Consider the following 26,651-nt stretch of genomic DNA (forward strand, 5'->3'; position numbering starts at 1 on the left):
CATTGATGAAAGCGAAGCACCAGCGGCTGGTGCTGCTGGTGAGCGCGCTGGTCGTACTGGTCGCAGCCGCGCTTCTCGCGGCATGGGCGCTGCGCAATCAGGCGAGCTACTTCTACGTACCGAGCGAGATTGTCGCGCATCCGCCGGAAGCAGGCCGTGCCGTGCGGCTGGGCGGCATGGTCGAGCAGGGCTCGCTGAAGACCGCAGCCGACGGCGTGACGATCCACTTCGTCGTACAGGACGGCCAGGCGCGAGTGCCGGTGACTTTCCGCGGCATCGTGCCCTCGCTCTTCGTGGAAGGCTCGGGCGTCGTTGCCGAGGGAAGCATGCAAGCAGGCGGCATGTTCGTGGCGGATAATCTGCTTGCCAAGCACGACGAGAACTACGTGCCGCGCGAGATGCAGGACATGACCAGGGAACAGGCCGAAAAGGTCATGCGCGAGACGAAATGATGGCCTACCTCGATGATCGCTGAACTGGGACTGGCGGCGCTCTGGATGGCAGCGGCCCTTGCGGCCCTGCAACTCCTTTTCGGAAGCCTCGGCTTGACCGCGCGCGGACAGGTGCTTGGTCAGGCTGTGCGCCCCGTCGCGATCGTGCAGGGGCTTCTGGCGCTCCTTGCCTTCCTGTGCCTGGTCTACGTCTTCGCAGTAACCGATCTGTCGGTCAGGCTTGTGGCGCTGAACTCGCATTCGATGAAGCCGCTGGTCTTCAAGATTGCCGGGTCATGGGGCAATCATGAGGGCTCGATGCTTTTGTGGGTGACGGTGATGGGGATGGCAGGGGGCTTCGTGGCGCTTGTCGAAAGGCGCCTGCCTGAACGCACGATGCTGGCCACACTGGCGGGGCAGGCGTTCGTCAGCCTCGGCTTCTACGCGTTCCTGCTGCTTGCCTCCAACCCGTTCGAGCGCCTGTCTCCCGCTCCGGTGGAGGGCAACGGCTTGAACCCGCTCCTGCAGGACCTTGGCCTCGCCTTCCATCCGCCTACGCTCTACCTCGGCTACGTCGGGCTATCGATCGCCTTCAGCTTCGCGATAGGCGCTCTCGTCACACGCGAGGTGGGCCCGCCCTTCGCACGTGCCATGCGCCCGTGGGTGCTGGCAGCCTGGATATTCCTGACGGTAGGGATCGCTGCCGGGTCGTACTGGGCCTACTACGAGCTTGGCTGGGGCGGCTGGTGGTTCTGGGATCCGGTCGAGAACGCCTCCCTCATGCCCTGGCTGGCGGCAACCGCGTTGCTGCATTCGTGCAGTGTCCTTGCCGCGCGCAATGCCCTTCGTGCCTGGACGGTGATGCTGGGTGTGGTCGCCTTTTCGATGTCGATGATCGGCACTTTCCTCGTCCGCTCGGGTATCCTGACAAGCGTCCATGCCTTCGCAGTCGATCCGGAGCGCGGCACGTTCATCCTCGCGCTGCTGGCCATCTACATTGGCGGCGCCTTGACGCTTTTCGGCCTGCGCGCCTCCACCGTGAGCGAGGGGGAGCGCTTCGCCCCGATCAGCCGCGAGAGTGCTCTGGTGTTCAACAACGTCATGCTCTCCGCGATTTTGGGGATCGTGCTGTTCGGTACGCTGTACCCGCTCGTGGCCGAATCGATGGGTGCGAAGGTCTCGGTCGGACCGCCGTATTTTAACCCGATGAGCGCGATCTTCGCCGTACCCATGCTGGTGGTGCTTGCAGTCGGACCCTTGCTGCGCTGGCGACGCGATACCTTCGCGCGGGTGGGCAAGGGGCTGGTGATCCCGGCCATGCTGGTCGTCACAGGAGCGATTGCGCTCGTAGTGATAGGCGGCGTTTCGCTGCTGCCATTCCTCGGCCTCGCTCTTGCGCTGGGTCTTGCCTGGGCAAGCGTGCTGCCTTTGAAGGGCCGGAACCTGCGCCGTACCCCGCTGCCGATCTGGGGCATGGTGGTCGCGCATTTCGGCATTGCCGTATCGTTGTTCGGAATGAGCAGCGAAAGCGCGTTCTCGGTCGAGAAGCTTGTCGCCGTTCGCATCGGTGACATCGTCGAGGTCGGCCCCTGGGGCGTGAAGCTCGATACGGTGGAGCCGGTCGCCGGTCCGAACTGGACGGCACTGGAGGCGCGGTTGCTGGTTCGTTATGGAACGAACGGCAAGGTGACGCGCATGCTGCCGCAGTCCCGAAGCTTCTGGGCGCCTCCGCAACAGACAAGCGAATCGGCGCTGCTGACCCGGTGGAATGGCCAGCTCTATGCCGTGCTAGGTGGTGAGGCACCCCGCGCAAACGGCACGGATGCGGATGGCCGCTGGCAGCTGCGACTTTGGTGGAAGCCCTTCGCACCCCTGATCTGGCTGGGCGGACTTCTCGTGGCGCTGGGAGGCCTGCTCGCTCTGGTGGGGCATGTCGCGTCGGACCTGCGCAGGATCGTCGCGCGCGGGAAGATCGCCTACCGTCGTGAAAGGCAGGGCCGATGAGCGAGGATCGCGGCAAGGCTCCGCGCTGGGCCATCTGGCTCCCGCTGGCACTGTTCGCCGGGTTTCTGGCGCTCGTCATGGCGGGCCTGTTCCGACCGGCGGACCGCAACGTTTCAAGCGCACTCGTAGGCAAGGCTATGCCCAGGTTCGATCTTCCCGCGGCTTTGCCTGGCCGGCCTGGGCTCGACAGCAGGGCCCTCGCCACCGGCAAGCCCCATCTCGTCAACATCTTCGCCAGCTGGTGCGTACCCTGCCGGGTGGAGGCACCGCAGTTGGGGGAGCTCGCAAGGGCAGGTGTTCCGATCCAAGGCATTTCGGTACGGGACACCACCGAGAACCTGCAGGCCTTCCTTGCGGAGCACGGGGACCCGTTCCAGCGGATCGGGGCGGATGATGATGGCAAGGTGCAGCTTGCCCTGGGTTCGTCCGGCGTGCCAGAAACCTACGTCGTCGATGGAAAGGGCACGATCGTCTACCAGCACATCGGCGAAATCCGGCCCGAACATGTCGGCTTCCTGCTTGAGAAGCTTAAGGACGCCGAACAGTGAAGCGCATCGCAATCCTCGCGGGCTTGCTGTTCGCCGGGCCTATCCTGGCGCAGGAAGAGCAGTCGAGTGCGCCCTATGCCTATCGGCAGATCGACGACCCGGCCAAGGAAGCTGAGGCGCAGAGCCTGATGGAATCGCTGCGCTGCCTGCAGTGCCAGGGGCAGTCGATCGCCGACTCGGACGCTCCGATTGCCGGATCCATGCGCAGCCTGGTGCGCGAGCGCATCGCTGCGGGAGAGGAGCCGGAGGCGATCCGGGCCTGGCTGATCGAGCGTTACGGTGACTACGTCAGCTACGCCCCCCAGCTGACGGCGCTCACCTGGCCGCTTTTTGCAGCTCCGGCGGTTCTGCTCCTCATCGCCTTCCTGTTGCTGCGTCGCCGCTTCGGGAGCGGCTCGGGGGAAGCTCGATGACCTGGCTCCTTGTCGTCGGCCTCGCGCTGTTCGTGATGGCGATGCTGCTGTTCGTTCTGAAGATCCCCCGCGGTGCCCGCGAGGCTGTTGCCTCGGCGTTGCTGCTGGGTATCGCGGGATACGTGACTCAAGGCTCGCCCAGCCTTGCAGGAGCACCCACGCAAGGGCGCGAGCAGGCCCCCGCCGATGCCGCAGCCATGGTGGAAGCACGCGGAAAAGTGACGAACAGCGGGATCCCAACGCTCAATCGCTGGGTGGTCACGTCCGATGCCTTCGCACGCAACGGCAACTATGCAGATGCGGCCGAAGTCCTGCGCATAGCGGTAAACGAGGACCCTGCGAGTTCCGAAGCGTGGCTTGCAATGGCCAATGCGCTGGTTGGCCATGCAGACGGTTTGCTGACGCCGGGCGCGCTCTATGCCTATCGCCGGGCGATCGAAACCGACCCGGATGCACCCGGCCCGCCGTTCTTCCTGGGTCTTGCTTATGCGCAGGAAGGCCGCTTTGTCGAAGCCCGCAAGCTGTGGGCCGACCTGCTTCTGAATGCGCCCGACAGTGCTCAGTGGCGCGGCCCCCTGTTCGAGCAGCTCCAGCGGCTCGATGCCGTCATCGCTACGCAGAAGCGTCAAGCCTTGCAGGGAAAAGCGCCCGTTCGGCCTGCGGTGGTTCCCTGAACGACACATTGCCCTGCGGAGAACGCATCGCAAGCATCGTTGCCTGCCCTCATCCATGCTGCTAACGGCGCAAGCCTTGCCGCAGAGGCGAATGCGCTTCTGCGAGTCCACTACGGGACGCTGGAATGAGTGATGGAACTGCGGATACGCCTGACGTGCCGGCGGTCATGAACCCGGCGGCGTCTGCGTCTCCGGCATCAAGCCACGGCGGCGGATCGGGAAACATCACCAAGCTGGCGCTCGGCGCCGTAGGCGTGGTTTTCGGCGATATCGGAACCAGCCCACTCTACGCCTTTCGCGAAACTTTCGTGGGTCCGCATCCGCTTGCGATCGACGAACTGCACATCCTGGGCGTGGTCAGCCTGATCTTCTGGTCGATGACCCTGGTCGTCTCGGTGCAGTACGTCGGCGTTCTGATGCGGGCCGACAACAAGGGGCAGGGCGGAAGCCTTGCCCTGGTTGCGCTCATCTCGGGCGCGCTTCGCAAGTCCCGTCACAGCTACCTCGTCGTTCTTCTGGGAGTGTTCGCGACCTCGCTGTTCTACGGCGATTCGATGATCACCCCGGCTGTGTCGGTGCTATCGGCCGTAGAGGGGCTCACCGTGGTACGAACAGATCTCGCGCCGTTCGTCCTCCCCATTGCGATGGTTCTTCTCACCGGACTCTTCGTGATCCAGAAGAGCGGCACCGCAAAGGTCGGCGCCTTGTTCGCCCCCGTCATGGTCACGTACTTCCTCGTCCTCGCGGTGCTTGGCACTTATCACCTCGTCCAGATGCCGGAAGTTCTGAAGGCGCTGAACCCCTGGTTCGCAATCCAGTTCTTCCTGACCGACAAGATGCTCGGCTTCCTTGCGCTGGGCTCGGTCGTGCTGGCGGTAACGGGGGCCGAGGCGCTCTATTCCGATATGGGACACTTCGGCCGTGGGCCTATGCGCCTGTCGTGGTTTGGCTTCGTGATGCCCTGCCTGCTCATCAACTACTTCGGCCAGGCAGCCATGATCCTGAGCCTCGACGATGCCCAGGCAGCGGTGGCGATGGAAAACCCGTTCTTCAATCTCGCTCCCGAGACGCTGCGCCTGCCGCTCGTGATCCTGGCGAGCGCCGCCGCATTCATCGCCAGCCAGGCGGTCATATCCGGCGCGTTCTCGATCACGCATCAGGCAATGCAGTTGGGGTTCATTCCCCGCCTTTCCACCCGCCACACCAGCGAGCACGAGGTGGGACAGATCTATATCCCCTTCGTGAACTGGGCCCTCATGGCCGGCGTGATCGTGCTGGTGCTGGTGTTCCAGAACTCGTCAAACCTTGCGTCCGCCTATGGAATTGCGGTGACCGGGGCAATGCTGATCGACACCTGCCTGATGGGCGTGCTGCTGATCGTGCTGTGGAAGTGGAAGCTGTGGCTGGCCGTGCCGGTGATGGTGGTGTTCTTCGTCGTCGACGGGGCCTACTTCGCGGCAAACGCCACCAAGGTGCCGGATGGCGGCTGGTTTCCGCTGCTGATCGGCGGCATCGCCTTCACTCTTCTGACGACATGGAACAAGGGCCGCCGCCTCATGCGGGATCGCATGACCGAGGCTGCCCTCCCGCTGAACGTCTTCGCCAAGAGCGCGCACGGAAGCGCCGCAAGGGTGCCGGGCACCGCGATCTTCATGGCGTCTACCAACATCGGCGTGCCGTCCGCGCTGCTGCACAACATCAAGCACAACAAGGTGCTTCATGAGCGTGTGGTCGTCCTCACGGTAGAGGTGCAGGATTCGCCCTATGTCGAGCCGGCGGAGCGCTTCACCGTTCATGAGCTGGGGCAGGGCTTCTACCGCATGACGCTGCGATACGGCTTCATGGAGGAGACCGACATTCCGGCCGCGCTTGCCCATGCGCCCATGTGCGGCGGGCCGTTCGAGATGATGAAGACCAGCTTCTTCCTCTCGCGCCAGACGCTGGTGCCGTCCGAAAAGCCGGGCATGATGATCTGGCGCGAAAAGCTGTTTGCCTGGATGATGCGCAATGCCGCCAGCGCGATGGAGTTCTTCCGCCTGCCGACCAACCGCGTGGTCGAACTGGGCAGCCAGCTGGAAATCTGATGCCGGGCTTCTCCCGTCCTGCGGGAGAAAAATGGCGATCCGTGGCTGCGCCAAGAGGTGCGCTGCAGGAGCGGCTCGTGTCCGGCCGGGCAAGACAGTCCCGACGCCCGCGTTGTTCTGATGAGGGGCGCAACGCCGCGACGCTGACGCTTGGCCAACCTGAGGGCGGCCGCGCCCGCCGCGCCTCAGTCGTGCGGCGGGTTTTCGATCAGCTCTTCCTTGCCCGCTTCGCCCATCCCGTGCCGCAAGACCATCGGCAGTTGTGAAAAGGTGAAGAGGAAGGAGATCACGGTGAAGCCCCATAGCTTCGCCTGCATCCAGATGTCGAAGCTCACGGTGTAGACCAGGGTCGTGTTCAGCACGGCAAGCACGAGGAAGAACCACGCCCAGTTGCGCGAGAGCTTCAGCCATCCCGTCTCGTTCAGTCCCTCGAACGCGGACTGGAGAAGGTACTTCAGCATGGGCTTGCCGCGCAGCAACCCGACGAACAGCACTGCGGAGAACAGAAGGTAGACAGCAGTGGGCTTGATCTGCACGTAGAAGGGATCCCGCAGGATCACCGTGACGGAACCGAAGCCGAGGATCAGGATCGTGGTCAGCCACAGCATCGGCGAGACATGACCAAGCCGCCATTTCGAGACGGCGAGCGCGATCACCGTCGCCACCATGAAGGCGACGGTTCCCTTGATTACCGCAGCGACAGTGCCGACCATATCGGTTTCGTTGGCAGGAGCGAAGTGGCGGTAGGCAAGGAAGAAGACCAGCAGAGGCCCGAAGTCCACCAGGAGGTTGACCCACGAACTCTTGGGTGCGGGTTTGGTCTGAGGGTTCATCACGCGATTCCTGCGATCACCCGCGCAAGCAGGTCCGGATTGAAGGGGCGCAGGTCGTCGATCTTCTCGCCGACACCGATGGCGTGGATGGGAAGGCCGTACTGTTCCGCTGCGGCGACGAGTACGCCGCCCCGTGCGGTGCCATCGAGCTTGGTCATGATCAGGCCCGAAACACCGGCAACTTCCTTGAAGATCTCGATCTGCGACAGCGCGTTCTGCCCATTGGTGGCATCGAGCACCAGAACGACGTCGTGTGGCGCCTCGGGGTTCAGGCGGCCGAGGACACGACGAATCTTGGCCAGCTCGTCCATCAGTTCGCGCTTGTTCTGCAGGCGGCCTGCAGTGTCGACGATGAGAGCGTCGATCCCGCTTTCGGTCGCTGCCTTCACTGCGTCGAATACCACCGAAGCAGGATCACCGCCTTCCGGGCCCTTGACGATGGGGATCGAGAGGCGATCCGCCCAGACGCCGAGCTGGCCGATGGCGGCGGCGCGGAAAGTGTCGCCCGCGGCCAGCATAACTGAATAGTCCTGCTCCTGAAACAGGTGCGCGAGCTTGGCGATGGTGGTCGTCTTGCCCGAACCGTTCACGCCGATCACGAGAATTACCTGCGGGCGGGGAAATGCCACCACGTCGAGCGGCTTTGCCACGGGCCGCAGGATTTCCGCAATCTCCCGCGCCACGACTTCCATGATCGCGCGTTCGCTCGCGTCGCGCTCGAAGCGTTCATTTGCAAGACGGTTGCGGATGCGGGCGGCCGCGCGAGGACCAAGGTCCGACATGATCAGCGCGTCCTCGAGATCGTCCAGCTGCGCGTCGGTCAGACGAGACGAGCCGACGATGCCGGACAGGTTGCCGGCCAGTCGCTCGGAGGTCTTGCGAAAGCCTCCGAAAAGGCGATCGGACCAGTCACTTCCCGCCTGTTCGGAAGTCCTCATCGCGCCTTGGGGGCCGTCGCTACTCATGCTTCCAGTATTCCTTCGACTACCCTTGAGGGCACAACGCTGACCAGCGTGCCAGGCTGCGCGGAGGCAGGCACGCGGACGGGGGCGAAATCGGCCGCGTGTCCGGTCCCGCCTTTCTCGGCGAGCACCCATAGCGGCTTGCCCAGATGAGCGGCAAGCCAGGATCCCCGGACCTGCGCCACCTTCTCGCGCAGTTCCGCCGCGCGTAGCCGGGTCAGGCTTCGATCCACCTGCGGCATCCTTGCAGCGGGGGTGCCCCGCCGCTGCGAATAGGGGAAGACATGGCCATGTACGATGCCAAGCTCGCCGATGATGGAAAGATTGGCCGCGTGAGCGGCATCGTCTTCCGTCGGGAAACCGGCGATGAGGTCCGCTCCGACGGCGAGATCGTCGCGCCGTGCGCGAAGACGCCTGACGAGCGCTATCGCGTCGGCGCGGCTGTGGCGACGCTTCATGCGCTTGAGGATGAGATCGTGCCCGTGCTGCAGGGAGAGGTGGACATGCGGCATGATGCGCGCCTCACCGGCCAGGAGCTCGAACAGGCGTTCATCCACCTCCGCACCGTCGATCGAGGAAAGGCGCAGGCGTGCGAGATCACCGAAACGGGTGAGAATGGCCTCGCACAGCGTGCCAAGACGCGGCGCACCCGGCAGATCGTTCCCCCATGACGTAAGGTCCACTCCTGTGAGCACGACTTCGACTGCACCGGTGTCGAGATGCAGGGCAACGTCTTCGAGCACCTCATCCACCGAGCGGGAGCGGCTGGTCCCGCGCCCCTGAGGGATGACGCAGAAGGTGCAGGCATGATCGCAGCCATTCTGCACCTGGATGAAAGCGCGTGTGTGACGGCGCTGCGGCGCGGGTGTGATGGCAGCGACATTCCAAGCCCGCGGGTCGAGCTTGGCGACGTTGGGCACCAAGCCATCGACTTCCGGCATTGCGGCGAGCGCGTCCCGTTCGATCTCGGCGGCGCAGCCCGTCACCAGAAGCCGTGCATCGGGGCGGGCGCGACGTGCCCGGCGAATGGCCTGGCGGGTCTGTCGCACGGCTTCGGCCGTGACGGCGCAGGAGTTGATGACGACGAGCTCGGGCTCATCCGCCAGTAGCCCCCGCAATGTTTCACTTTCCGCCAGGTTGAGTCGGCAGCCGAGCGAATGGACCTCTACCGTCAAACGACGATCCCGAAATCGGCAGGGTCAAAGCTCCCGCGGAACGCCTCTGTTGCAGGGCCGGTCATGACGATCCCGCCATCTTCCCGCCACTCGATGACGAGAGCGCCGCCGGGCAGAGCGACAGTGACGCGCCGGTCGACAAGGCCGCGCTTCATTGCGCCGATCGCAGTGGCGCACGCGCCGGTGCCGCAGGCGCGGGTGAGCCCCGCGCCGCGCTCCCAAACCCGAAGCACGATCGCGTCGCGGGCGACGATGGCTGCGACGTTGACGTTGATGCGCTCGGGAAAAAGCGGATCGGTCTCGATCATCGGTCCCAGGCGCGACATGTCGATCGCGTGGGGATCGGCGACGAAGAAGATGACGTGCGGATTGCCGACGTTCACGGCGACGGGATTGGTCAGTTCCTCCCAGGCGACGGGCATCGCATGGGTGTCCATCGGGTAGGACAGGGGAATAGCGTCCCAGTCGAATCGCGGGGTACCCATCTCGACGCTGATCCCTGCCTCTACCGGACATGCCGAGACTACGCCGGCCAATGTCTCGATGCGGGCGGAACGGCCGTGCAGCAACCCCACCGCCCGCGTGGCGTTTCCGCAGGCCTCGACCTCGCTGCCATCGGCGTTGAAGATGCGCATTCGCATGTCCGCGATCTGGGAGGGCTCCAGCACGACAAGCTGGTCGCACCCGATGCCCGTGTGCCGATTCGCCAGGGCAGCGGCAGCGCCGGAATCCAGCGGCGGAAGAAGGCGCTCGCGCCCGTCCAGCACGACGAAGTCGTTGCCCAGCCCATGCATCTTGGTGAAATCGATCCGCATGGTCAGCGATCTAGGAGTTGACGGGCTTCAGGTCCAGTGCCGGGGAAAGGGACCTGGATTCAAGCGCGCCGTGGAAGAGGCTCGTCCCTCGGCGTTCGGCCGGCGGGCTCGCTCCTGCGTAGCTGGACGTCGTCGAGCCATTCCGCCAGTTCCTGCGCGGGACGAGGGCGCCCATAGAGGTAACCCTGTCCCGTGATCCCGCCATACTGACGCAGGTGATCGAGCACGTCCTGCGTTTCGATCCCCTCGGCAGTGACCGGCAGGGCAAGACCTTCGCCAAGCATCGCGACAGCGCGGACGATCGCGGCACTGTCCTTGTTGTCGATCAGGCTCGAGACGAAGCTTCGATCGATCTTGATGCGGTCAAACGGCAGCTGCCTCAACTGTGCGATGGAGCTGTAGCCGGTTCCGAAATCGTCGAGGCTGACACGAATGCCCTGGTTCTTCAGGCTGGTTATCAGCGATCGCACTTGCGTGAGATTGTTGTGCAGGCAGCTTTCGGTAATCTCGATCTCGAGCCGCTGGGGCGGGAAATTGGCTTCCACCAACATGCGCAGCAGCTTCTGCGCGAACCACGGGTCGCGCAGTTGAATAGGGGAGATGTTTACCGCCAGGGTCAAACAGGGATCCCACGAGCGAGCGTCTTCCAGCGCCTGCGCGATTACGCTTTGCGAAAGTTCCGCGATCACCCCGATATCCTCAGCGACGGGGATGAAGATGTCGGGCGCGACGATGCCGAATTCCGGAGAGTCCCAGCGGGCCAGCATCTCGAATCCGGTCAGCTCGCCTGTCTGGAGGTCGATCTGTTGCTCGTAGAAGGGTACGAACTCGCCGCGTGGGATGCCCTCCCGGATGCCCACCTCCAGTTGCGAGCGAAAGCGCTTTTCATCCGCCATTCGCGGCTCGAACCAGGAATAGGCATTCCGGCCCTGCCGCTTCGAATGATACATGGCGATATCCGCCATCTCCAGCAGGGCCTGCGCACCCGAGAGGAGCGAATCGGCGGAGAGCCGATCCGAGCGGGCCAGACCGATCGAGGCGGTCACATCCACGCTGAGTGCCTGAGCCCTGGCGCTTTCACCGATGGCGTGAACGAGGTCCGCCGCGATGGCGTCGACCAGATCCACTCGAGAGCGATCGAAGGGAAGGGCAAGCGCGAACTCGTCCCCGCCGATCCGCCCGATGAACGTGCCTGGGGGCACGGAACCGGCGATGCGGCGCGCACATTCGCAAAGGAGCATGTCCCCGGCGGAGTGGCCGTTCTGGTCATTGACCTTCTTGAAGTTGTCGAGGTCGATCATCAGCAGGGCGATCAGGCCGGGCCTTGCCGGAACACCCTGGTCATCCCTGCAGGCGGGAATCTGCGAGAGGAGAGCATCGACGCCCTCGTTGAAGCTGCGCCGATTCAGGAAGCCTGTCAGCGGATCGGTTTCGGCAAGCCGGCGCGCGGTGCGTTCTGCCGCCTTGCGCTGCACGATCTCCTCGCAGAGCTCGCGATACCGGCTCCAGCCGAAGATGATGATGGCGATGTTAAGCAGGAACGCGTTGAGAGCAAACGGATCGGGTCCGGGTCCGTAGCCAACCAGCGAGCGCACCACGCTTGGCCCGATCTCGCTGCCGGTCGCGACGAAGAGGATAATCGCGGCGGTGACGATGCCCAGTGCGACGATATCGAACTCACGGACAGAGTCCGGTTCGTCCCAGTTGCCGTTACTTTCAATATTCGCTGCCTGCACAGCCATGTCCCCCACAAGGGTTCTCACCCTGGCTGCAGGCGATAAGTATACCGTCTCAATTATTAGTTAATGTTGCGGTGCGCCAATTGCCGTCCCGAACCGGGTTCGGGACGGCTCACGGCCGCTTAGCGCTTGAGGCCGATCTCGCGCAGGCGCTCCTGCAGGTAATCGTCGGCAGTGATTGTCTCGGGATAGCGATCGGGGCGCGTGTCGGTGATGCACTGGCGCAGAGTCTTGAAACGGAAATCGCTGCGCAGGTGCAGGAAGAAGGGCATCGAGTAGCGGCTGTGGCTCGCGCGATCGCCCGAGGGATTGCGCACGCGGTGCGTGGTCGAGGGCAGGACGTGGTTGGTGAGGCGCTGCAGCATGTCGCCGATGTTGACCACCAGCGCACCTTCTGGCGGTGCGACGGAAAGCCAGCGGCCATCCTTGCCGAGCAGCTCGAGGCCCGCCTCCTGTGCGCCAAGCAACAGGGTGATGAGGTTGATGTCCTCGTGCGCGCCGGCGCGGATGGCGCCGCCCGCCGCGTCGCTCACAGGCGGGTAGTGCAGCAGGCGGAGCACCGAGTTACCGTCTTCTATGGCAGGGTCGAACCAGCGGGCATCGAGGCCGAGGTCCGTTGCGATAGCCGAAAGCACCTTTGCTCCTGCCTCGTCGAACTGGGCGAAGAGTTCGGTGAACGTCTCGCGAAAACCGGCGATCTCCTCGGGCCAGATGTTCGGCGGCATGGACGCGGCGAGGGGGGAGGAGGCGGGCACATCGCGGCCCACGTGCCAGAACTCCTTCAGGTCCTTTTCGCTGGCACCCTTGGCGACTTCGGTGCGGAACGGGGTGTAGCCGCGCGCGCCGCCCTGTCCGGCAATGAAGTACTTGCGCTTCACCTCCACCGGAAGGGCGAAGAAGGCTTCGGTCAGTTCCCACGCACGGTCGATCAGCGTCTGATCGATGCCGTGGTCGCGGATCAGCGCGAAACCAAAGCTGCGGAAGCTCTCGCCGATGCGGGCGGGCAGGTCCGCTTTGTCTGCGTCGAGGCTGAGGACGGGGATTTCGGCAAGGTCCATGGTAGTGCAATCCGTGATGACTCGGTATGCCGCCCATTTACTGCCTTGCAGGCCACACTCAAGGCATGCCGGGCCGCTGGCGAACTGGAAAGGCAATCGATGGGCAAGACTTACTGGCTGATGAAGTCTGAACCGGACGCGTACAGCTGGGATGATCTCGTAGCCGAAGGCGAAGGGACCTGGGACGGCGTGCGCAATCATCGCGCGGCCAACAACCTGCGGGCGATGCAGATCGGCGACCAGGCGTTCTTTTATCACTCCAACATCGGCAAGGAGATCGTCGGTATAGTGACGATCAGCAAGTCCGGGATCACGGATCCTACCGACCCCGAAGCGAAGTGGGCAGCGGTGAAGGTGAAGCCCGTCCGCAAGCTGGTCCGGCCGGTCACTCTCAAGGAGATCAAGGCCGACCCCGAGCTTGCGGAGATGGAACTGGTCAGGCTGTCCCGGCTGTCCGTCGCTTCGGTGACGCCCGAGGAGTGGGACTATATCCTCTCCCTTGCGGAAGGCTGACCTTTTCGCCGCGACGCTCTTCACGGGCGGCCAAAACAGGGCGCATCCGCAACCTTGGACCGGAGTGGACGTTTAATGTCCTGTAAGCGGTGGAACATCCCACCCGTAAATACAGGAGATTTCGCCATGGGTAAGCTGACCGATACCGCAAAGGGCCTCGGCAACGAAATCGCCGGCAACGCCAAGCAGGCCGCGGGCGATGCGCGCAACGATCCGGCTCAGAAGGCCGAAGGCGCCGCGCAGGAGCGCAAGGGTGAGCTGCAGCAGGCAGCCGGCAAGGTGAAGGGCGCTCTCGGCGACCGCATCTGATCACTCTCGCGTTCCGCGAACATGGAAAAGGGCTGCCCTGGGGCAGCCCTTTTTCTTTGCGTCCGCGACTTTCGGCAGGTCGTCTCGTTTCGGGAAAAACCGAAGAGCTCGCTTTACGGTAGGGTAAATAAATCCTTAAGACGGGTCTATGCGAAGCATGACACGTCGCGCGCTTGTCCTGACACACGAATCCGCCGGGCACTGGTTCCGGCGCTCGCTGCCGCCGCACGTGTTCACCACGCCTTTGTCAGACGAAGCCGAGGATCGCGAAGCGCGGCGACGCTGGCATCTGAATGGCGGGGACTGGCAGGGCTTCCTGTCCGCTTACTGCACGAGCTTCCTGGCGATCGTGACGTTCATCGCCTGACGGTCACGCGGCCGCCTTTTCCGCCCGAAACAGGAGGTGGCCCAGCCAAGCCGATGCAAGGCAGCTGAGCGAGACTACCAGCAGTTGCTGCGCCACGGCGATGCCTAGGAAAGTCATGCCCCCGGTGGCGAGCGAGCCGGCCACCATCGCGCCCGAGTTCACGATATTGTTGGCGGCGATCGTTCGAGCGGTCTGAGACTTTTCCACGAACGTGGTGAGAAACGCATAAAGCGGAACCACGAACATGCCTCCGCACACGGCAATCCCCAGCAGCGTCGCCATGAGAGGCACGGCAAGCGGCTGGACGACGAACGTGGCAACGTCCATCATCTCGTCAGGGCCCTGGTGCGGCGGCCAGACGCGGCACACCTGTTGGAATGCCACCAGAAACGCGCCCATCCCGATGACGGAGATCGGGGACCAGCGCGCCGAGACGGTGCCCTTGAGCAGCGCGTTGATCGCAACGGATCCGATCGCTACCCCTACCGAGAAGATGACGAGGAACAGGCTGGCCACTTCCTTGCTGGCACGCAGCATGTTCTTCGCAAGCGGCGGGAACTGGATGAAAAGGACCGTCCCGATAGCCCAGAAGAAGCTGATCGCGCAGATGGCGAGGAAGACTCGCCTATCCCTCATCGTTGTGCGAACCAGGTTCACCGAGGCGCGAATGAAGTGGTAGTCCAGCGGTTCAGGTTCGCAAAGCGGGGGCGCAGGCGGGACTTCCCGGCCAGCGATGAACCCAATGCAGGCGACGGCGATCACCGCGATGGCGGCGTGCTCCACCTCGATCCAGCCGGCCACGATAGTGCCTGCAAGCACCGCGATGTAGGTGCCGGCCTCCACAAGTCCGGTGCCGGAGAGAACTTCGCCCTCGCGCAGATGCTGGGGCAGGATCGCGTACTTGATGGGGCCAAAGAAGGTGGAGTGCACGCCCATCGCAAACAGCGCGGCGAGCATGAGGGGGATCGCCATCCCTTCCAGCTCGATGCCTTTCCACGCGAGGGCAAGGCCTGCCCCGCCAACCAGCATGATGGCTATCTCGCATGCCTTGATGATGCGGATCAGCTTTGCCTTGTCCCGCATGTCGGCCAGCTGCCCGGCGAGTGCGGAGAGCACGAAAAAGGGAATGATGAAGATTGCCGAGGCCAGCGCGCTGAACCGCGCCTCCTGCGCCTCCGAGTTGTAAACCTCGTAGACCACGAAGAGGATCATGGCATTCTTGAACAGGTTGTCGTTGAACGCGCCGAGAAGCTGGGTGATGAACAGCGGCAGGAACCGCCGCGCCCGGATGAGTTTGGTCGTCGTGGTCATGATCGGTAAGGTGCCGTCGGCCTCGCTCTCTGGTCGCGGGGACACTTAAAGGCACGTGCCGGAGGCACAACCCCCGTTGAGCACTTTATTCCTTTCATCAATGCGCGCTATGGCGATCTCATCATGCTGACCTTGCCGAACGTCCTCACCCTCTCGCGCATCTTCACGGTGCCCCTGCTGGCCTTCCTCCTATGGTGGCCGACGTGGGAGTTCGGCTACGGTCTTGCATTCACCCTCTACTGCCTGATGGGCATCACCGATTATTTCGACGGCTATCTCGCGCGATCCAGCGGGACTGTCTCGAAGCTGGGCGTCTTCCTCGACCCGATCGCCGACAAGATCATGGTCGCGGCGGTGATCCTCGTTTTGACGGCGCAGGGTATCCTGCGCGGACCATTCGTGGGCGATGCCCATGTGATCGCCGGCCTCGTGATCCTGATCCGCGAGATTGCGGTATCGGGGCTGCGAGAGTTCCTGGGGCCGCTGCAGGTTTCCGTTCCGGTCAGCAAGCTTGCCAAGTGGAAGACCACGTTCCAGATGGTTTCACTGGGTGCGCTGATCCTGGGCAAGGCAATGCCCTGGTGGAATATCTGGGTGGGCAGCCTGGAGATAAACCTTCCTCATACCGTGGGCCTGACGACGCTCTGGGCTGCCGCCGCCCTGACCGTGGTGACGGGGTGGGACTACCTGCGCGTCGGCCTCAAGCATATGGACTGATGGCGGCACGCTCGTCGTTACTGTACCCGATATGACCTCCAGAAACTCAGCCGCAACGATCGGCAGCTCCGTGTTCTTCGCCATGGCGACCGCGGTGGGCCTGACGATCGCGAACATCTACTACAGCCAGCCGATGCTCGGCCTCATGGAGCGCGAGGTAGCCGGCGCGGCTGTGACCTTCGTGCCGACAGCCACGCAGCTTGGCTACGCAGCAGGTCTCGTCCTGCTCGTGCCACTGGGCGACCTTCTCGAGCGCAAACGTCTCATCGTGGTGCAATGCCTCGCCTTGCCGGTCGCCCTGGCGCTCGTGGCGCTGGCGCCGACCGGCCCGGCGATCCTGGCTGCTTCGCTTCTGGTCGGGGTCATGGCAAGCGTGGTGCAGCAGATCGTGCCTCTTGCAGCCACCCTTGCGCCAGAGGACCGGCGTGGATCGGTTGTGGGCACAGTGATGGCGGGGCTGCTTTGCGGCATCCTCCTCAGCCGGACGGTGGCCGGTTTCGTGGGCGGAGCCTTCGGATGGCGCGCGATGTTCTGGCTGGCCGTACCCATGGCGCTTCTCACCGCTGCGCTCATGGCGGCAAAGCTGCCGCGCAGCCGGCCCGAACGTACAGGCTTGCGATATGGCGGATTGCTCGCCTCCCTCTGGGAGCTGTGGCGCGAGTTTCCGGCCTTGCGCCTCGCGGCCTACACCCAGTGCTGCCAATTCGGCGTCTTCAGCGTGTTCTGGACCATCCTTGCCTTGCGCCTGCAGGAACCCCGGTTCGGGCTGGGACCAGAGGCGGCAGGCCTTTTCGGTGTCCTTGGCGCCGTGGGCGTTCTGGCCGCGCCGATCGCGGGCAGGCTGTCGGACCGTGGCGGTCCGGGCAAGGTAGTCGTCTTTGCCAGCGTGCTCACGCTGGCGTCATGGCTGGTCTTCGGTTTCTGGCAATCGATCGCGGGGCTCGTCGTGGGCGTGCTGGCGTTGGACGTCGCCGTCCAGCTCAGCCAGATCTCGAACCAGAGCATCATCTATGCCCTGCGGCCGGAGGCGCGATCGCGAATCAACACCGTCTACATGGGCATGATGTTTCTTGCAGGCGGAGCCTGCTCCGGCGCCGCCACGGCGATATGGCACGCCTGGGGCTGGAGCGGAGTCTCCCTGCTGGGAATCGGCGTTTCGGCGCTGGGCGTTGCACTGCAGGCGCTCCGCCTCCGCTGAGCGGCCCGGCAGAAGGGCGGTGCGCCGTGCGGCGAATCAGCCTGCCCGCAGTTCTTCAGCCAGCATCCGGAACTCATCCGCGCGAGGAGAATTACGTCGCCACACGAGGGCGATCTCCCGGTTCGCGTTCGGAGACAGCAGAGGCCGCGCCACCACGTTGGTGCCGTTGAGAATCCCTGCATCCAGCGCCATTTCGGGCAGCATCGTCAAGCCAAGGCCATTGTCCACCATCTGCACCAGCGTGTGGAGCGATGTGCCGATCATCGTCGCGCTGGCGCGCAGTTCGGGACGGTTGCACGCGGCGAGCGCGTGATCCTTGAGGCAGTGCCCGTCTTCCAGCAGGAGCAGGCGGTTCTGGTCTATCAGGTCCGGACCGACCTCGGCAGGAGGACTGTGCGGATAATCGCTGGGGAAGGCGACGAAGAAGGCGTCGAGTTCGATCGTCTCCTTCTCCACTTCGCCGGTGGCATAGGGGAGCGCGAGAAGAACGCAGTCCGCACGCCCGTGGTGCAGCGATTCGATAGCAGCCTGGCTCGGCTCTTCGCGCAGGAAAAGCCGCAGGTTCGGCCGCTCGCGACGTAGCCGCGGCAACATCCGGGGAAGCAGGAACGGTGCGATCGTGGGGATCACGCTCATCCGCAGCTCGCCCGAGAGTGGCTTCCCACTCGACTGGATCAGGTCGGAAAGTTCCTCGGTTTCGCGCAGGATGCGGTGCGCCTTGGCGACCACCGCATTGCCGAGAGGAGTGAAACGCACGGCCCGCTTCGTCCGCTCGACCAGCGTGACGCCCAGCAAGGTCTCGAGGTCGCGCAGCCCCGCCGAAAGGGTAGACTGCGAGACGAAGCACGCATCCGCCGCCCGGCCGAAGTGGCCATGCTCGTGAAGGGCAACGAGATACTGAAGCTGCTTGAGCGTGGGCTGATAAACGGTCACGCCCGGCCTATCGCACGACTTCCACGCACAAGCCAAGCCTCAGCTCGGCCGGCACTGGATCAGCCCTCCGGAGTCGCTTGGACGGCGATAGTTTCGGCGTCGCTGGTTTCGTCCACCCGCGTCATCTTGAGCTTGCCGTTCTCCACTGCGAAGGCCAGCTTGCCCTCCACGAGATCAAGGGCATCACGGCCGAAGACATCGAACCGCCAGCCTTGCAGTAGGGTCAGATTCTTTCGAACGCCTGCGGCCAGAAGTTCAAGTTCCTCGCTGCGGGCCAGCAGGCGGGCGGCGGCGTCTATCTCGCGGGCACGGATCTTCAGCAGCAGCTTGAGCAGGTCGGCAACGAGCGCACCTTCCTTGCCGAGCGGAGCACCGCGCGGAGCGCGCGGCGGCATCTCCTCGTCGGGCAGAGGCTCCGCCTTGGCGAGCACGGCCATGAGGCGACGGCCGATATCGTTGTCCTTCCAGCCTTGCGAGAGGCCGCGCACCTTGGCGAGGTCGGCCTGCTGCTTGGGCGGGTGGCTGGCGATATCTGCCAGCGTCTCGTCCCGGGCAATGCGGCCGCGCGGGATGTTCTTGCCCTGGGCTTCCGCTTCGCGCCATTCGGAGATCGCTTTCAGACGGCCGAGGACCTGCGGGTTGCGGCCAGGCGCCTTGATTCGCTTCCATGCCTGCGCGGGATCGTTGCGGTAGTTCTCGGGATCGGCCAGCTTTTCCATCTCCTGATCCAGCCATTCGCCGCGGCCGGTCTTGATCAGGCGCTTCAGCATCTTGGGGAAGATCTTGGAGAGGTGCGTGACGTCGCCGATGGCATATTCGATCTGGCGGTCGGTGAGCGGACGGCGGGACCAGTCCGTGAAGCGCGCGCCCTTGTCGATGGTCAGGCCCTGCCACGATTCGACGAGGTTGGAGTACCCGATCTGCTCGGACTGGCTGATTGCCATCATGGCGATCTGGGTGTCGAAGATGGGATGCGGTGTTCGGCCGGTGAAGTTGAAGACGATCTCCACATCCTGCCCACCGGCGTGGAAGACCTTGAGGACGTCTTCATTGTCGGTCAGCAGGTTCCAGAGCGGCGCAAGGTCCAGCCCCGGAGCGAGCGGGTCGATCGCAGCCGCTTCTTCGGTGTTGGCGATCTGCACCAGGCATAGCTCTGGCCAGTAGGTGTTCTCGCGCATGAACTCAGTGTCCACGGCCACGAAATCGGACTTTGCCAGACGCGCGCACAGATCGGCGAGATCTTCGGTCTTTGTTATCAGCGGATGAATTTTCATTGAGCCGAGGCGTTACGCCTAACGTGGCGGAGGATCAACGCCCCGTGTTGCGGTTTCTCGTATCAATGTTTCCAGCGCATCAGTCGCTGCAACAACGACGGCTTCTGCTGCGAAGCCAGTTCTGCGATGCTTTCCGGAGTGATGAGGCGACGGCGCAGCTCGGAGCCGGTGATATGGCCACTTGGTGGCGGAAGAGGCCACGCCTTCGGCTCGTCGACCGGGTCCGCCTCCGGCTTGGAAAGCTGCAGAAGATCCGCCATCGCGCCGAACTGCCGATCTTCAAGAGGTGAGACGGGCTCGGTGGGTGCGGCCACGGGTGCGTCGGCCCACTGGGCAAAAGCTGTCACCGCAGCGGCACGTCGATGGCTGGGCTGGCCCATAATTTCGACCGCGCTATCATGTTCCAGCATCGATGTTTCCTGCATGAACTTCACGACGACCTCTTTTGGCCGAAATTACGCAGCAATGGTTTACGCGAGGTTATCAGGAAACCGGCGTGTCAGGTGGGCGCTAGTCGGCGTTGCCGAAAAGAAGTTCGAGCCGAAACCGTCAAAGCACGTCTGGAAATTGCAGGGCCAGTCGACTAGGGCGCGGGGCATTCCGCATTCATCTGATCGAAGAGCACGAACCCGTCATGACCCATCCCTATCGCTCTCACACCTGCGGCGCCCTTGGTGCGGCCGAGGTCGGCCAGGCCGTCCGGCTTTCGGGCTGGGTCCATCGCAAGCGCGACCACGGCGGCGTTCTCTTCGTCGATCTGCGAGACCATTATGGCATCACCCAAGTGGTGACCGACAGCGACAGCCCGGCGCTGGCGCTCCTCGATTCGCTGCGGCTGGAATCGGTCGTGACCATCGAGGGCACCGTGAAGGCGCGCAGCGAGGCGACCGTGAACGCCAATCTCGCCACCGGCGCGATCGAAGTCTACGCGCGCTCGGCGACGATCATCTCGAAGGCCGAGGAACTGCCGATGCCGGTGGCCGGCGAGCAGGAGTATCCTGAGGACATCCGCCTCAAGTACCGCTTCCTCGACCTGCGCCGCGAGACGCTGCACGCGAACATCGTCAAGCGCACGAAGATCATCTCGGACATGCGTCGCAAGATGGAAGGGATCGGCTTCACCGAGTACTCGACGCCGATCCTCACCGCCTCCAGCCCCGAAGGCGCGCGCGACTTCCTGGTGCCGAGCCGCATTCATCCGGGCAAGTTCTACGCGCTGCCGCAGGCGCCGCAGCAGTACAAGCAGCTGCTGATGGTGGCCGGGTTCGACCGCTACTTCCAGATCGCGCCGTGCTTCCGCGACGAGGACCCGCGTGCGGATCGCCTGCCGGGCGAGTTCTACCAGCTTGACCTCGAGATGAGCTTCGTCACGCAGGAAGAGGTCTGGGAGACCATGGAGCCCGTGCTCCAGAGCGTGTTCGCCGATTTCGCCGATGGCAAGCCGGTAACCCCTGCCGGTGAGTTCCGCCGCATCCCGCACGCGCAGGCGATGCTGGACTATGGCTCGGACAAGCCGGACCTGCGCAACCCGCTCATCATCAAGGACGTGGGCGACCATTTCGTCGAATCGGGCTTCGGCATCTTCGCCGGCATCGTCGGGAACGGCGGCGTCATCCGCGCGATCCCGGCTCCAGGCGCTGGCGCGGGCAGCCGCAAGTTCTTCGATGAGATGAACAACTGGGCACGGGGCGAGGGCTACTCGGGCCTTGGCTACATCAACATCAAGGACGGTGTTCCCGGCGGCCCGATCGCCAAGAACCACGGCGAGGAAAAGACCGCCGCACTCATCGAAGCTTTGGGCCTTGGTCCCAACGACGGGGTGTTCTTCGCTGCGGGCAAGGAAGAGCAGGCCGCCAAGCTCGCCGGACTTGCGCGCACCCGCGTCGCCGAGCAGCTCGACGTGATCGACAAGAACCGCTTCGAGCTGTGCTGGATCGTCGACTTCCCGTTCTTCGAATGGGACGAGGATAACAAGAAGGTCGACTTCGCGCATAACCCCTTCTCGATGCCTCAGGGCGGGATGGAAGCGCTGGAGGGCCAGGATCCGCTCACCATCAAGGCGTTCCAGTACGACCTCGTGTGCAACGGCTTCGAGATCGCTTCGGGCTCGATCCGTAACCAGTCGCCGGAACTGATGGTCAAGGCGTTCGAGATGGTCGGCCTGTCCAAGGCGGACGTGGAGGAGCGCTTCGGCGGTCTCTACCGCGCCTTCCAGTACGGTGCCCCGCCGCACGGCGGCATGGCCGCCGGCGTCGATCGCATCGTCATGCTGCTCTGCGGGGCGCAAAACCTGCGCGAGATCTCGCTGTTCCCAATGAACCAGCGCGCCGAGGACCTGCTCATGGGTGCGCCGAGCCCTGCCGAGCACAAGCAGCTTCGCGAACTGCACATGCGCGTGGTGGAGCCGGTGAAGCCGAACGCTCCGGCGCAAGGTGCGGTGGTGGCACCCGACGCCGCCGGCTAGGCGATGGCTGGGGCAGGGGGCGCGGCTGGCTCGTTCCGCCGGGATCGAGGCGCCGCGATGCTGTCTGCCCATCTGGCGAGAGGGATGCTTTCGCATCGGGCGGAGGCTGAAACGCCAGCCAACCGTGGATAACGCGGTGCGGCTGCACGTCAGGCTCCGCGCCAAGCCCCTTGCCAGCGCGCGTACCAGTCTTTAGGGCGACTATCGAAATTCAAACCCGCCTATTTTCGAAGGGGTCTATACAAATGAGCGATACCGCCGATCGGGTTAAGAAGATCGTCGTCGAGCACCTGGGCGTCGAGGCCGAGAAGGTTACCGAAGACGCCAGCTTCATCGACGATCTGGGCGCTGACTCGCTCGACATCGTCGAGCTGGTCATGGCGTTCGAGGAAGAGTTCGGCGTCGAAATCCCGGACGATGCCGCCGAGAAGATCAGCACCGTCTCCGATGCGATCAAGTACATCGAAGAGAACAAGGGTTAATCCCTGGGCTGATTTCAGGACCGCATGCAAGCGCTTCGCCCGAACGGGCGGAGGCAGTATGCAACACCTGATTGAAAACGACAGGCTCGACCTCTAAGGGGGCGGGCCTGTTGCCTTTTGGGCCGAAGGAATTTCGGAGAACATAATGCGTCGTGTCGTCGTAACTGGTCTTGGTCTTGTCACTCCGCTGGGTGGTGACGTCGAAACCACCTGGGCCAACATCCTTGCCGGAAAGTCCGGCGCCGGGCCGATCACGAAGTTTGATGCCTCGGACCAGAAGTGCCGCATCGCTGCAGAGGTGAAGCCGGCCGACCATGAATACGGCTTCGATGCCAACAAGCGCGTCGACCACAAGGTGCAGCGGCAGGTCGATCCTTTCATCGTCTTCGGCATCGACGCGGCCGGGCAGGCCATCGAGGATGCGGGCCTTACCGACATGGACGAAGCGACGCGCTTCATGGCGGGCTGCTCGATCGGTTCGGGTATCGGCGGGCTGCCGGGCATCGAAAGCGAATCGCTTGTGCTGGCCAACAAGGGACCGGCGCGCGTTTCGCCGCACTTCGTGCATGGCCGTCTGATCAACCTGATCTCGGGCCAGGTCTCGATCAAGTACGGCCTCATGGGGCCGAACCACGCCGTCGTCACCGCCTGCTCCACCGGCGCTCACTCGATCGGCGATGCTGCGCGCATGATCAAGGACGGTGACGCCGACATCATGCTGGCGGGCGGCGCGGAAAGCACCATCTGCCCGATCGGCATCGCCGGCTTCGCGCAGGCTCGCGCGCTCTCCACGTCGTTCAACGATCAGCCTGAGAAGGCCAGTCGTCCCTACGATCAGGATCGCGACGGCTTCCTCATGGGTGAGGGCGCAGGCGTCGTCGTGCTGGAAGAGTACGAGCACGCCAAGGCGCGCGGGGCGAAGATCTACGCCGAAGTGATCGGCTATGGCCTCTCGGGCGATGCCTACCACGTCACCGCCCCGCACCCGGAAGGTTCGGGCGCGTATCGCTCGATGGCGATGGCGTTGCGCAAGGCCGGCCTCGAGCCCAAGGACATCGACTACATCAACGCTCACGGCACCTCGACCCCGCTGGGCGACGAGCTGGAACTGGGCGCGGTGCGCCGCCTGTTCGGCGATGCGATCGACAATGTCTCGATGAGCTCGACCAAGTCGGCGATCGGCCACCTGCTGGGCGGCGCGGGCGCGGTGGAGGCGATCTTCTGCATCCTTGCCATGCGCGACCAGATCGTGCCGCCGACGCTCAACCTCGACAACCCGAGCGAGAGCTGCGTGGGCGTCGACCTGGTGCCGCATGTCGCCAAGAAGCGTGAAGTGCGCGCCGTGCTCAACAACAGCTTCGGTTTCGGCGGCACCAATGCCAGCCTGGTGTTGCGCAAGGTCGACTGAAGGGCTTATCGACGATGATGACCCGGCGTGGGTGCGTTCTGGCAGCGGTTCTGGGCCTGGCTATCGTCGGTGGTTCATGGGCATTCCTTGGCGGATGGTTCGGTTCCGGGCCGCTGGAGAAGGAAGCCCACTTCATCGTTCCGAACGGGGCAAGCCTTGCCACCGTGGCGGAGAGGCTGGAGGACAAGGGCGTGATCCGTTCGGCCTCCGGCTTCGCCCTGCGCGCCCGCATCTTCGGCGGCGGGGGAGCGATCAAGGCGGGCGAATTCGCCATTCCAGCTCATGCCAGCGCATCGCGCGTGCTTGCGATCATCTCGAGCGACGACGTGATCCGCCGCTTCGTGACCGTGCCGGAAGGCATGCCTTCGATCATGGTGTATGAGCGGTTGAAAGCGCAGCAGGCGCTCACCGGCGAGGTGGGCGTGCCGCAAGAGGGCTCTGTCCTGCCCGATAGCTATGCCTTCGAATCCGGCGAGTCGCGGCAGGCTGTGCTCCGCCGCATGCAGGCGGCGATGAGCCGGACTCTCAAGGAACTCTGGGCGAATCGCGCCAAGGGCCTGGTCGTCAAGACGCCGCAAGAGGCTTTGACGCTTGCTTCCATCGTAGAGAAGGAGACCGGCAAGCCTTCCGAACGCAGGATGGTGGCGGGGCTCTATTCCAACCGCCTTCGAACCGGAATGCTGCTGCAGGCCGATCCGACAATCATCTATCCCATCACCAAGGGCAAGCGCCTCGGCCGGCGCATCCTCCAGTCCGAGATCCAGGCGGTCAACGACTACAATACTTATACGATGACCGGTTTGCCAAAGGGGCCGATCACCAATCCCAGCCGCGAATCAATTGCTGCCGTGCTGAACCCTGCCAAGACGGAGGCGCTCTACATGGTGGCGGATGGCGGCGGCGGGCATGTCTTCGCCGCGACCTTGGCCGAGCACAACCGGAACGTTGCTAAGTGGTTTGCGATCCGCCGCGAACGAGGCGAGATCTGAACGCTTAACGCAAGGTCCCGTCCCGTGCCTTGGCTTGCGCATACAGCATAGAGGCCAAGGCGATCGAGATGATTGCCGCGGGAAAGATCGCTGCGGTCCATCCCTTGGCGGCGAGGATGCCGAAACCTAAAAAGGACCATCCGAACTGCGCTGTCGCGCTCGCGGTGGAAACGGCGAAAAACGCCCATGCCACCTTGCGGCGCATGATGAGCAACACGGCTCCCGTCGTTCCAGCACCCACGGCAAGTGCATAGGCCGCCCATGCCCAAACGGGCATCGTATCGAAAGCACGCGCCGCGACTGGATCGGTCAGGGCAACCGTCTCGGGAGGCGTGGTCGCCTGCGTGAGATATGCCCAGTCGCCCATGAGGTTCCACAGCAGGATCAGGGCGGCGATGGTCCAGAATCCCGTTCCAGCCTTACACATGGCGCACTGCCCCTTTCACGAAAACGGCCGCGAGGCCGAAGCTCATGATCCCCCGCGGCGAACTTTGCCGCGGCCGGAGCATTGTTGCAATCGGAACATCCCATCGCCGCCGTCCGCATCCAGATCCGGAGGAACCATGCTCGATCGCCAGATACCTGCCGTCACTCTCAAGACCCGCGTCCGCGATGAGACGCTTGATGGCCCGAACCCGTTCAGGTGGCAGGATCTTAGCATAAGGGACGAGTTCGCGGGCAGGAAGGTGGTGGTCTTCGCCCTGCCTGGCGCTTTCACGCCGACTTGCTCGACCGAGCAGTGTCCGGCTTTCGAGCGCCTTTATGACGACTTGCGTGAAGCGGGGGCGGACGAGGTCTACTGCCTCGCGGTCAACGATGCCTTTGTCATGTACCAATGGGGCCGCCATCTTGGGCTTTCGAAGGTGCGCCTGCTGCCGGATGGATCCGCCGCATTCACTCGCCGCATGGGCATGCTGGTCGACAAGGATCACCTGGGCTTCGGCATGCGCTCGTGGCGTTATGCCATGATTGTGGAGGATAACCGGATTACCGCATGGTTCGAGGAGCCCGGCATCAACGATGAGGGGCTGGACGAGGACCCTTATGGTGAGACCGCGCCAGAAAAGGTGCTGGAAGTTCTGCGCGCTTCGTGATTGCGCCTCCTGCTGACTGGGTGGCTCGTGGTCCGCGCAACCCGAACGCGCCCTTGCTGATCACGGCCGAACTGCCTGACGACGTCCTTGCCTGGGCGGATGCGCTTCGCCGCGAGCACTATCCGCCCGAGCGCAATCGTCTGAGGGCGCACGTTACCCTGTTCCATGCCTTGCCTCCCTCGGTCGAGGAGGAACTGGTGGACTTGCTGGGAGCGCTGGCCCGGACGGCTCCGCCCCAAGCCCGGTTCGCCGGGGTGATGAAGCTCGGCAATGGGACCGCGATCGCGATCGAAAGCCCCGAAATGGTAGCGCTTCACGCCGCGATAGCCGAGCGGATGCACGGCCTTATGACAAGGCAGGATGCCCAACCGCTGCGCCTTCACGTCACGATCCAGAACAAGGTCACGAGCCAGGCGGCGCGAGCCTTGCAGGAGGACCTTCGGCCGCGCCTCCCGGCCACATCGTTCCGGTTCCGGGGCTTTGGCCTTTATGCCTGGGAGGAGGGACTGTGGCGTCCGCTGAGGGTCATTTCCTTTCACAGATGACGTTGCATTTTCGGTGTTGACCGATGCCCACCTTCCCCCTAGAGGACGCGGCCTGCACCGCAGCGACGGTGCACTACGTCAGGCGCGCCGCATGGCAGCCTTGATGTGGCGGAGTAGCTCAGCTGGTTAGAGCAGCGGAATCATAATCCGCGTGTCGGGGGTTCGAGTCCCTCCTCCGCTACCACCAATAACATCCCTTCGCGTTCTACCGGCTTTTCGCCGGTGGCGAGGTTGACGATGTTTTCCAGGCGGCCTTCCAGATCGATGTCCATTCCGGGCCGGCCTTTCTTCGGCGTCAGCACGACCGCGTC

The 26,651-nt window shown here is 63.9% G+C and carries 28 protein-coding genes and 1 tRNA gene; 18 read left to right on the forward strand and 11 right to left on the reverse strand.

Annotated features, from left to right (window positions below):
* Positions 1-5 precede the first annotated feature (5 nt).
* The 6 genes from ccmE (at position 6) to GR702_RS11165 (ending at position 6,154) form a co-directional block, all read left to right on the forward strand.
* Entirely contained in the window at positions 6-452 is a 447-nt protein-coding gene (ccmE, locus tag GR702_RS11140; RefSeq protein WP_160986075.1) for a cytochrome c maturation protein CcmE, read from the forward strand.
* Between the two features lie 12 nt (positions 453-464).
* The gene (locus tag GR702_RS11145) at positions 465-2,435 is read left to right on the forward strand and encodes a heme lyase CcmF/NrfE family subunit (protein WP_160985968.1); all 1,971 of its coding nucleotides are present in this window, start codon (positions 465-467) and stop codon (positions 2,433-2,435) included.
* Complete coding sequence (locus tag GR702_RS11150; protein ID WP_160985969.1) at positions 2,432-2,983, forward strand: DsbE family thiol:disulfide interchange protein; 552 nt, start codon at positions 2,432-2,434, stop codon at positions 2,981-2,983. Before GR702_RS11145 ends, GR702_RS11150 begins: the two co-directional genes overlap by 4 nt.
* A complete protein-coding gene (locus GR702_RS11155) occupies positions 2,980-3,396 on the forward strand; it encodes a cytochrome c-type biogenesis protein CcmH (protein ID WP_160985970.1) in 417 nt (138 codons plus the stop codon). Before GR702_RS11150 ends, GR702_RS11155 begins: the two co-directional genes overlap by 4 nt.
* Positions 3,393-4,070, forward strand: a complete 678-nt coding sequence (locus GR702_RS11160; RefSeq protein ID WP_160985971.1) for a tetratricopeptide repeat protein — start codon at positions 3,393-3,395, stop codon at positions 4,068-4,070. The genes GR702_RS11155 and GR702_RS11160 overlap by 4 nt, the downstream gene beginning before the upstream one ends.
* A gap of 125 nt (positions 4,071-4,195) precedes the next feature.
* On the forward strand, positions 4,196-6,154 hold the full coding sequence (locus GR702_RS11165; protein WP_160985972.1) for a potassium transporter Kup: 1,959 nt from the start codon (positions 4,196-4,198) through the stop codon (positions 6,152-6,154).
* 185 nt (positions 6,155-6,339) lie between these two features.
* Here the strand turns inward: GR702_RS11165 and GR702_RS11170 are convergent, their stop codons facing one another.
* From GR702_RS11170 to GR702_RS11195, 6 genes are all read right to left on the reverse strand, one after another.
* Entirely contained in the window at positions 6,340-6,987 is a 648-nt protein-coding gene (locus GR702_RS11170; protein ID WP_160985973.1) for an inner membrane-spanning protein YciB, read from the reverse strand.
* The gene (gene ftsY, locus GR702_RS11175) at positions 6,987-7,952 is read right to left on the reverse strand and encodes a signal recognition particle-docking protein FtsY (RefSeq protein WP_202408209.1); all 966 of its coding nucleotides are present in this window, start codon (positions 7,950-7,952) and stop codon (positions 6,987-6,989) included. The genes GR702_RS11170 and ftsY overlap by 1 nt, the downstream gene beginning before the upstream one ends.
* Positions 7,949-9,124, reverse strand: a complete 1,176-nt coding sequence (locus tag GR702_RS11180) for a MiaB/RimO family radical SAM methylthiotransferase (protein WP_160985974.1) — start codon at positions 9,122-9,124, stop codon at positions 7,949-7,951. The genes ftsY and GR702_RS11180 overlap by 4 nt, the downstream gene beginning before the upstream one ends.
* A complete protein-coding gene (gene dapF / locus GR702_RS11185) occupies positions 9,121-9,939 on the reverse strand; it encodes a diaminopimelate epimerase (RefSeq protein WP_160985975.1) in 819 nt (272 codons plus the stop codon). The genes GR702_RS11180 and dapF overlap by 4 nt, the downstream gene beginning before the upstream one ends.
* A 59-nt stretch (positions 9,940-9,998) precedes the next feature.
* Positions 9,999-11,681 (reverse strand): putative bifunctional diguanylate cyclase/phosphodiesterase, encoded by a 1,683-nt coding sequence (locus tag GR702_RS11190; protein WP_160985976.1) that lies wholly within the window; start codon positions 11,679-11,681, stop codon positions 9,999-10,001.
* Between the two features lie 119 nt (positions 11,682-11,800).
* On the reverse strand, positions 11,801-12,736 hold the full coding sequence (locus tag GR702_RS11195; RefSeq protein WP_160985977.1) for an isopenicillin N synthase family dioxygenase: 936 nt from the start codon (positions 12,734-12,736) through the stop codon (positions 11,801-11,803).
* Between the two features lie 99 nt (positions 12,737-12,835).
* Here GR702_RS11195 and GR702_RS11200 point away from each other — a divergent pair, with 99 nt between their 5' ends.
* The 3 genes from GR702_RS11200 (at position 12,836) to GR702_RS11210 (ending at position 13,925) form a co-directional block, all read left to right on the forward strand.
* Positions 12,836-13,249 carry an EVE domain-containing protein gene (locus GR702_RS11200; RefSeq protein WP_160985978.1) on the forward strand — a complete coding sequence of 138 codons (414 nt, stop codon included), beginning with the start codon at positions 12,836-12,838 and terminating at the stop codon, positions 13,247-13,249.
* A 126-nt stretch (positions 13,250-13,375) separates the two neighbouring features.
* On the forward strand, positions 13,376-13,558 hold the full coding sequence (locus GR702_RS11205) for a CsbD family protein (RefSeq protein WP_160985979.1): 183 nt from the start codon (positions 13,376-13,378) through the stop codon (positions 13,556-13,558).
* A gap of 157 nt (positions 13,559-13,715) precedes the next feature.
* The gene (locus tag GR702_RS11210) at positions 13,716-13,925 is read left to right on the forward strand and encodes a hypothetical protein (RefSeq protein WP_237449672.1); all 210 of its coding nucleotides are present in this window, start codon (positions 13,716-13,718) and stop codon (positions 13,923-13,925) included.
* 3 nt (positions 13,926-13,928) lie between these two features.
* Here the strand turns inward: GR702_RS11210 and GR702_RS11215 are convergent, their stop codons facing one another.
* Positions 13,929-15,236: an MFS transporter gene (locus tag GR702_RS11215; RefSeq protein WP_160985981.1), complete on the reverse strand. Its 1,308-nt coding sequence runs from the start codon at positions 15,234-15,236 to the stop codon at positions 13,929-13,931.
* Positions 15,237-15,359: 123 nt separating this feature from the next.
* Between GR702_RS11215 and pgsA the strand changes: the two genes are divergently transcribed.
* Together pgsA and GR702_RS11225 are read left to right on the forward strand one after the other, a co-directional pair.
* Positions 15,360-15,953 carry a CDP-diacylglycerol--glycerol-3-phosphate 3-phosphatidyltransferase gene (gene pgsA / locus GR702_RS11220; RefSeq protein ID WP_160985982.1) on the forward strand — a complete coding sequence of 198 codons (594 nt, stop codon included), beginning with the start codon at positions 15,360-15,362 and terminating at the stop codon, positions 15,951-15,953.
* Positions 15,954-15,984: 31 nt separating this feature from the next.
* Positions 15,985-17,151, forward strand: a complete 1,167-nt coding sequence (locus tag GR702_RS11225) for an MFS transporter (protein WP_160985983.1) — start codon at positions 15,985-15,987, stop codon at positions 17,149-17,151.
* Between the two features lie 36 nt (positions 17,152-17,187).
* Here GR702_RS11225 and GR702_RS11230 read toward each other — a convergent pair whose 3' ends face one another.
* From GR702_RS11230 to GR702_RS11240, 3 genes are all read right to left on the reverse strand, one after another.
* Positions 17,188-18,084: a LysR substrate-binding domain-containing protein gene (locus GR702_RS11230; protein ID WP_160985984.1), complete on the reverse strand. Its 897-nt coding sequence runs from the start codon at positions 18,082-18,084 to the stop codon at positions 17,188-17,190.
* Between the two features lie 59 nt (positions 18,085-18,143).
* Positions 18,144-19,358, reverse strand: coding sequence for a ribonuclease D (gene rnd, locus GR702_RS11235; protein ID WP_160985985.1), 1,215 nt, complete (start codon positions 19,356-19,358; stop codon positions 18,144-18,146).
* A 62-nt stretch (positions 19,359-19,420) separates the two neighbouring features.
* Positions 19,421-19,783, reverse strand: a complete 363-nt coding sequence (locus tag GR702_RS11240) for a hypothetical protein (RefSeq protein WP_237449679.1) — start codon at positions 19,781-19,783, stop codon at positions 19,421-19,423.
* A gap of 209 nt (positions 19,784-19,992) precedes the next feature.
* Between GR702_RS11240 and aspS the strand changes: the two genes are divergently transcribed.
* The 4 genes from aspS (at position 19,993) to mltG (ending at position 24,701) form a co-directional block, all read left to right on the forward strand.
* Positions 19,993-21,822 (forward strand): aspartate--tRNA ligase, encoded by a 1,830-nt coding sequence (gene aspS / locus GR702_RS11245; protein WP_160985986.1) that lies wholly within the window; start codon positions 19,993-19,995, stop codon positions 21,820-21,822.
* A 245-nt stretch (positions 21,823-22,067) separates the two neighbouring features.
* Positions 22,068-22,304: an acyl carrier protein gene (locus GR702_RS11250; protein WP_007679564.1), complete on the forward strand. Its 237-nt coding sequence runs from the start codon at positions 22,068-22,070 to the stop codon at positions 22,302-22,304.
* A 145-nt stretch (positions 22,305-22,449) separates the two neighbouring features.
* The gene (gene fabF, locus GR702_RS11255; RefSeq protein WP_160985987.1) at positions 22,450-23,712 is read left to right on the forward strand and encodes a beta-ketoacyl-ACP synthase II; all 1,263 of its coding nucleotides are present in this window, start codon (positions 22,450-22,452) and stop codon (positions 23,710-23,712) included.
* Positions 23,713-23,726: 14 nt separating this feature from the next.
* Positions 23,727-24,701, forward strand: coding sequence for an endolytic transglycosylase MltG (gene mltG / locus GR702_RS11260; protein ID WP_160985988.1), 975 nt, complete (start codon positions 23,727-23,729; stop codon positions 24,699-24,701).
* 4 nt (positions 24,702-24,705) lie between these two features.
* On the opposite strand, the gene GR702_RS11265 is transcribed toward mltG, so the two are convergent.
* On the reverse strand, positions 24,706-25,128 hold the full coding sequence (locus GR702_RS11265; RefSeq protein ID WP_160985989.1) for a sugar transporter: 423 nt from the start codon (positions 25,126-25,128) through the stop codon (positions 24,706-24,708).
* 136 nt (positions 25,129-25,264) lie between these two features.
* On the opposite strand from GR702_RS11265, the gene GR702_RS11270 reads away from it, so the two are divergent.
* The 3 genes from GR702_RS11270 (at position 25,265) to GR702_RS11280 (ending at position 26,524) form a co-directional block, all read left to right on the forward strand.
* Entirely contained in the window at positions 25,265-25,795 is a 531-nt protein-coding gene (locus GR702_RS11270; protein WP_160985990.1) for a peroxiredoxin, read from the forward strand.
* Positions 25,792-26,340 carry a 2'-5' RNA ligase family protein gene (locus GR702_RS11275; protein WP_337192587.1) on the forward strand — a complete coding sequence of 183 codons (549 nt, stop codon included), beginning with the start codon at positions 25,792-25,794 and terminating at the stop codon, positions 26,338-26,340. The genes GR702_RS11270 and GR702_RS11275 overlap by 4 nt, the downstream gene beginning before the upstream one ends.
* A gap of 107 nt (positions 26,341-26,447) precedes the next feature.
* Positions 26,448-26,524, forward strand: a tRNA-Met gene (locus GR702_RS11280).
* Positions 26,525-26,651: the final 127 nt, after the last annotated feature.

Source organism: Novosphingobium silvae (genome assembly GCF_009856825.1).
GTDB lineage: Bacteria > Pseudomonadota > Alphaproteobacteria > Sphingomonadales > Sphingomonadaceae > Novosphingobium > Novosphingobium silvae.

Excerpts from the sequence above, each read along its gene's own strand:
- GR702_RS11165 (WP_160985972.1), top strand. The coding sequence starts at position 4,196 with ATGAGTGATGGAACTGCGGATACGCCTGACGTGCCGGCGGTCATGAAC.
- rnd (WP_160985985.1), bottom strand. The coding sequence starts at position 19,358 with ATGAAAATTCATCCGCTGATAACAAAGACCGAAGATCTCGCCGATCTG.
- ftsY (WP_202408209.1), bottom strand. The coding sequence starts at position 7,952 with ATGAGTAGCGACGGCCCCCAAGGCGCGATGAGGACTTCCGAACAGGCG.
- GR702_RS11270 (WP_160985990.1), top strand. The coding sequence starts at position 25,265 with ATGCTCGATCGCCAGATACCTGCCGTCACTCTCAAGACCCGCGTCCGC.
- GR702_RS11170 (WP_160985973.1), bottom strand. The coding sequence starts at position 6,987 with ATGAACCCTCAGACCAAACCCGCACCCAAGAGTTCGTGGGTCAACCTC.
- GR702_RS11205 (WP_160985979.1), top strand. The coding sequence starts at position 13,376 with ATGGGTAAGCTGACCGATACCGCAAAGGGCCTCGGCAACGAAATCGCC.
- GR702_RS11210 (WP_237449672.1), top strand. The coding sequence starts at position 13,716 with ATGACACGTCGCGCGCTTGTCCTGACACACGAATCCGCCGGGCACTGG.
- GR702_RS11145 (WP_160985968.1), top strand. The coding sequence starts at position 465 with ATGATCGCTGAACTGGGACTGGCGGCGCTCTGGATGGCAGCGGCCCTT.
- GR702_RS11150 (WP_160985969.1), top strand. The coding sequence starts at position 2,432 with ATGAGCGAGGATCGCGGCAAGGCTCCGCGCTGGGCCATCTGGCTCCCG.
- GR702_RS11225 (WP_160985983.1), top strand. The coding sequence starts at position 15,985 with ATGACCTCCAGAAACTCAGCCGCAACGATCGGCAGCTCCGTGTTCTTC.
- mltG (WP_160985988.1), top strand. The coding sequence starts at position 23,727 with ATGATGACCCGGCGTGGGTGCGTTCTGGCAGCGGTTCTGGGCCTGGCT.
- pgsA (WP_160985982.1), top strand. The coding sequence starts at position 15,360 with ATGCTGACCTTGCCGAACGTCCTCACCCTCTCGCGCATCTTCACGGTG.
- GR702_RS11215 (WP_160985981.1), bottom strand. The coding sequence starts at position 15,236 with ATGACCACGACGACCAAACTCATCCGGGCGCGGCGGTTCCTGCCGCTG.
- ccmE (WP_160986075.1), top strand. The coding sequence starts at position 6 with ATGAAAGCGAAGCACCAGCGGCTGGTGCTGCTGGTGAGCGCGCTGGTC.
- GR702_RS11265 (WP_160985989.1), bottom strand. The coding sequence starts at position 25,128 with ATGTGTAAGGCTGGAACGGGATTCTGGACCATCGCCGCCCTGATCCTG.
- GR702_RS11195 (WP_160985977.1), bottom strand. The coding sequence starts at position 12,736 with ATGGACCTTGCCGAAATCCCCGTCCTCAGCCTCGACGCAGACAAAGCG.
- aspS (WP_160985986.1), top strand. The coding sequence starts at position 19,993 with ATGACCCATCCCTATCGCTCTCACACCTGCGGCGCCCTTGGTGCGGCC.
- fabF (WP_160985987.1), top strand. The coding sequence starts at position 22,450 with ATGCGTCGTGTCGTCGTAACTGGTCTTGGTCTTGTCACTCCGCTGGGT.
- GR702_RS11200 (WP_160985978.1), top strand. The coding sequence starts at position 12,836 with ATGGGCAAGACTTACTGGCTGATGAAGTCTGAACCGGACGCGTACAGC.
- GR702_RS11190 (WP_160985976.1), bottom strand. The coding sequence starts at position 11,681 with ATGGCTGTGCAGGCAGCGAATATTGAAAGTAACGGCAACTGGGACGAA.
- GR702_RS11160 (WP_160985971.1), top strand. The coding sequence starts at position 3,393 with ATGACCTGGCTCCTTGTCGTCGGCCTCGCGCTGTTCGTGATGGCGATG.
- GR702_RS11240 (WP_237449679.1), bottom strand. The coding sequence starts at position 19,783 with ATGCAGGAAACATCGATGCTGGAACATGATAGCGCGGTCGAAATTATG.
- dapF (WP_160985975.1), bottom strand. The coding sequence starts at position 9,939 with ATGCGGATCGATTTCACCAAGATGCATGGGCTGGGCAACGACTTCGTC.
- GR702_RS11250 (WP_007679564.1), top strand. The coding sequence starts at position 22,068 with ATGAGCGATACCGCCGATCGGGTTAAGAAGATCGTCGTCGAGCACCTG.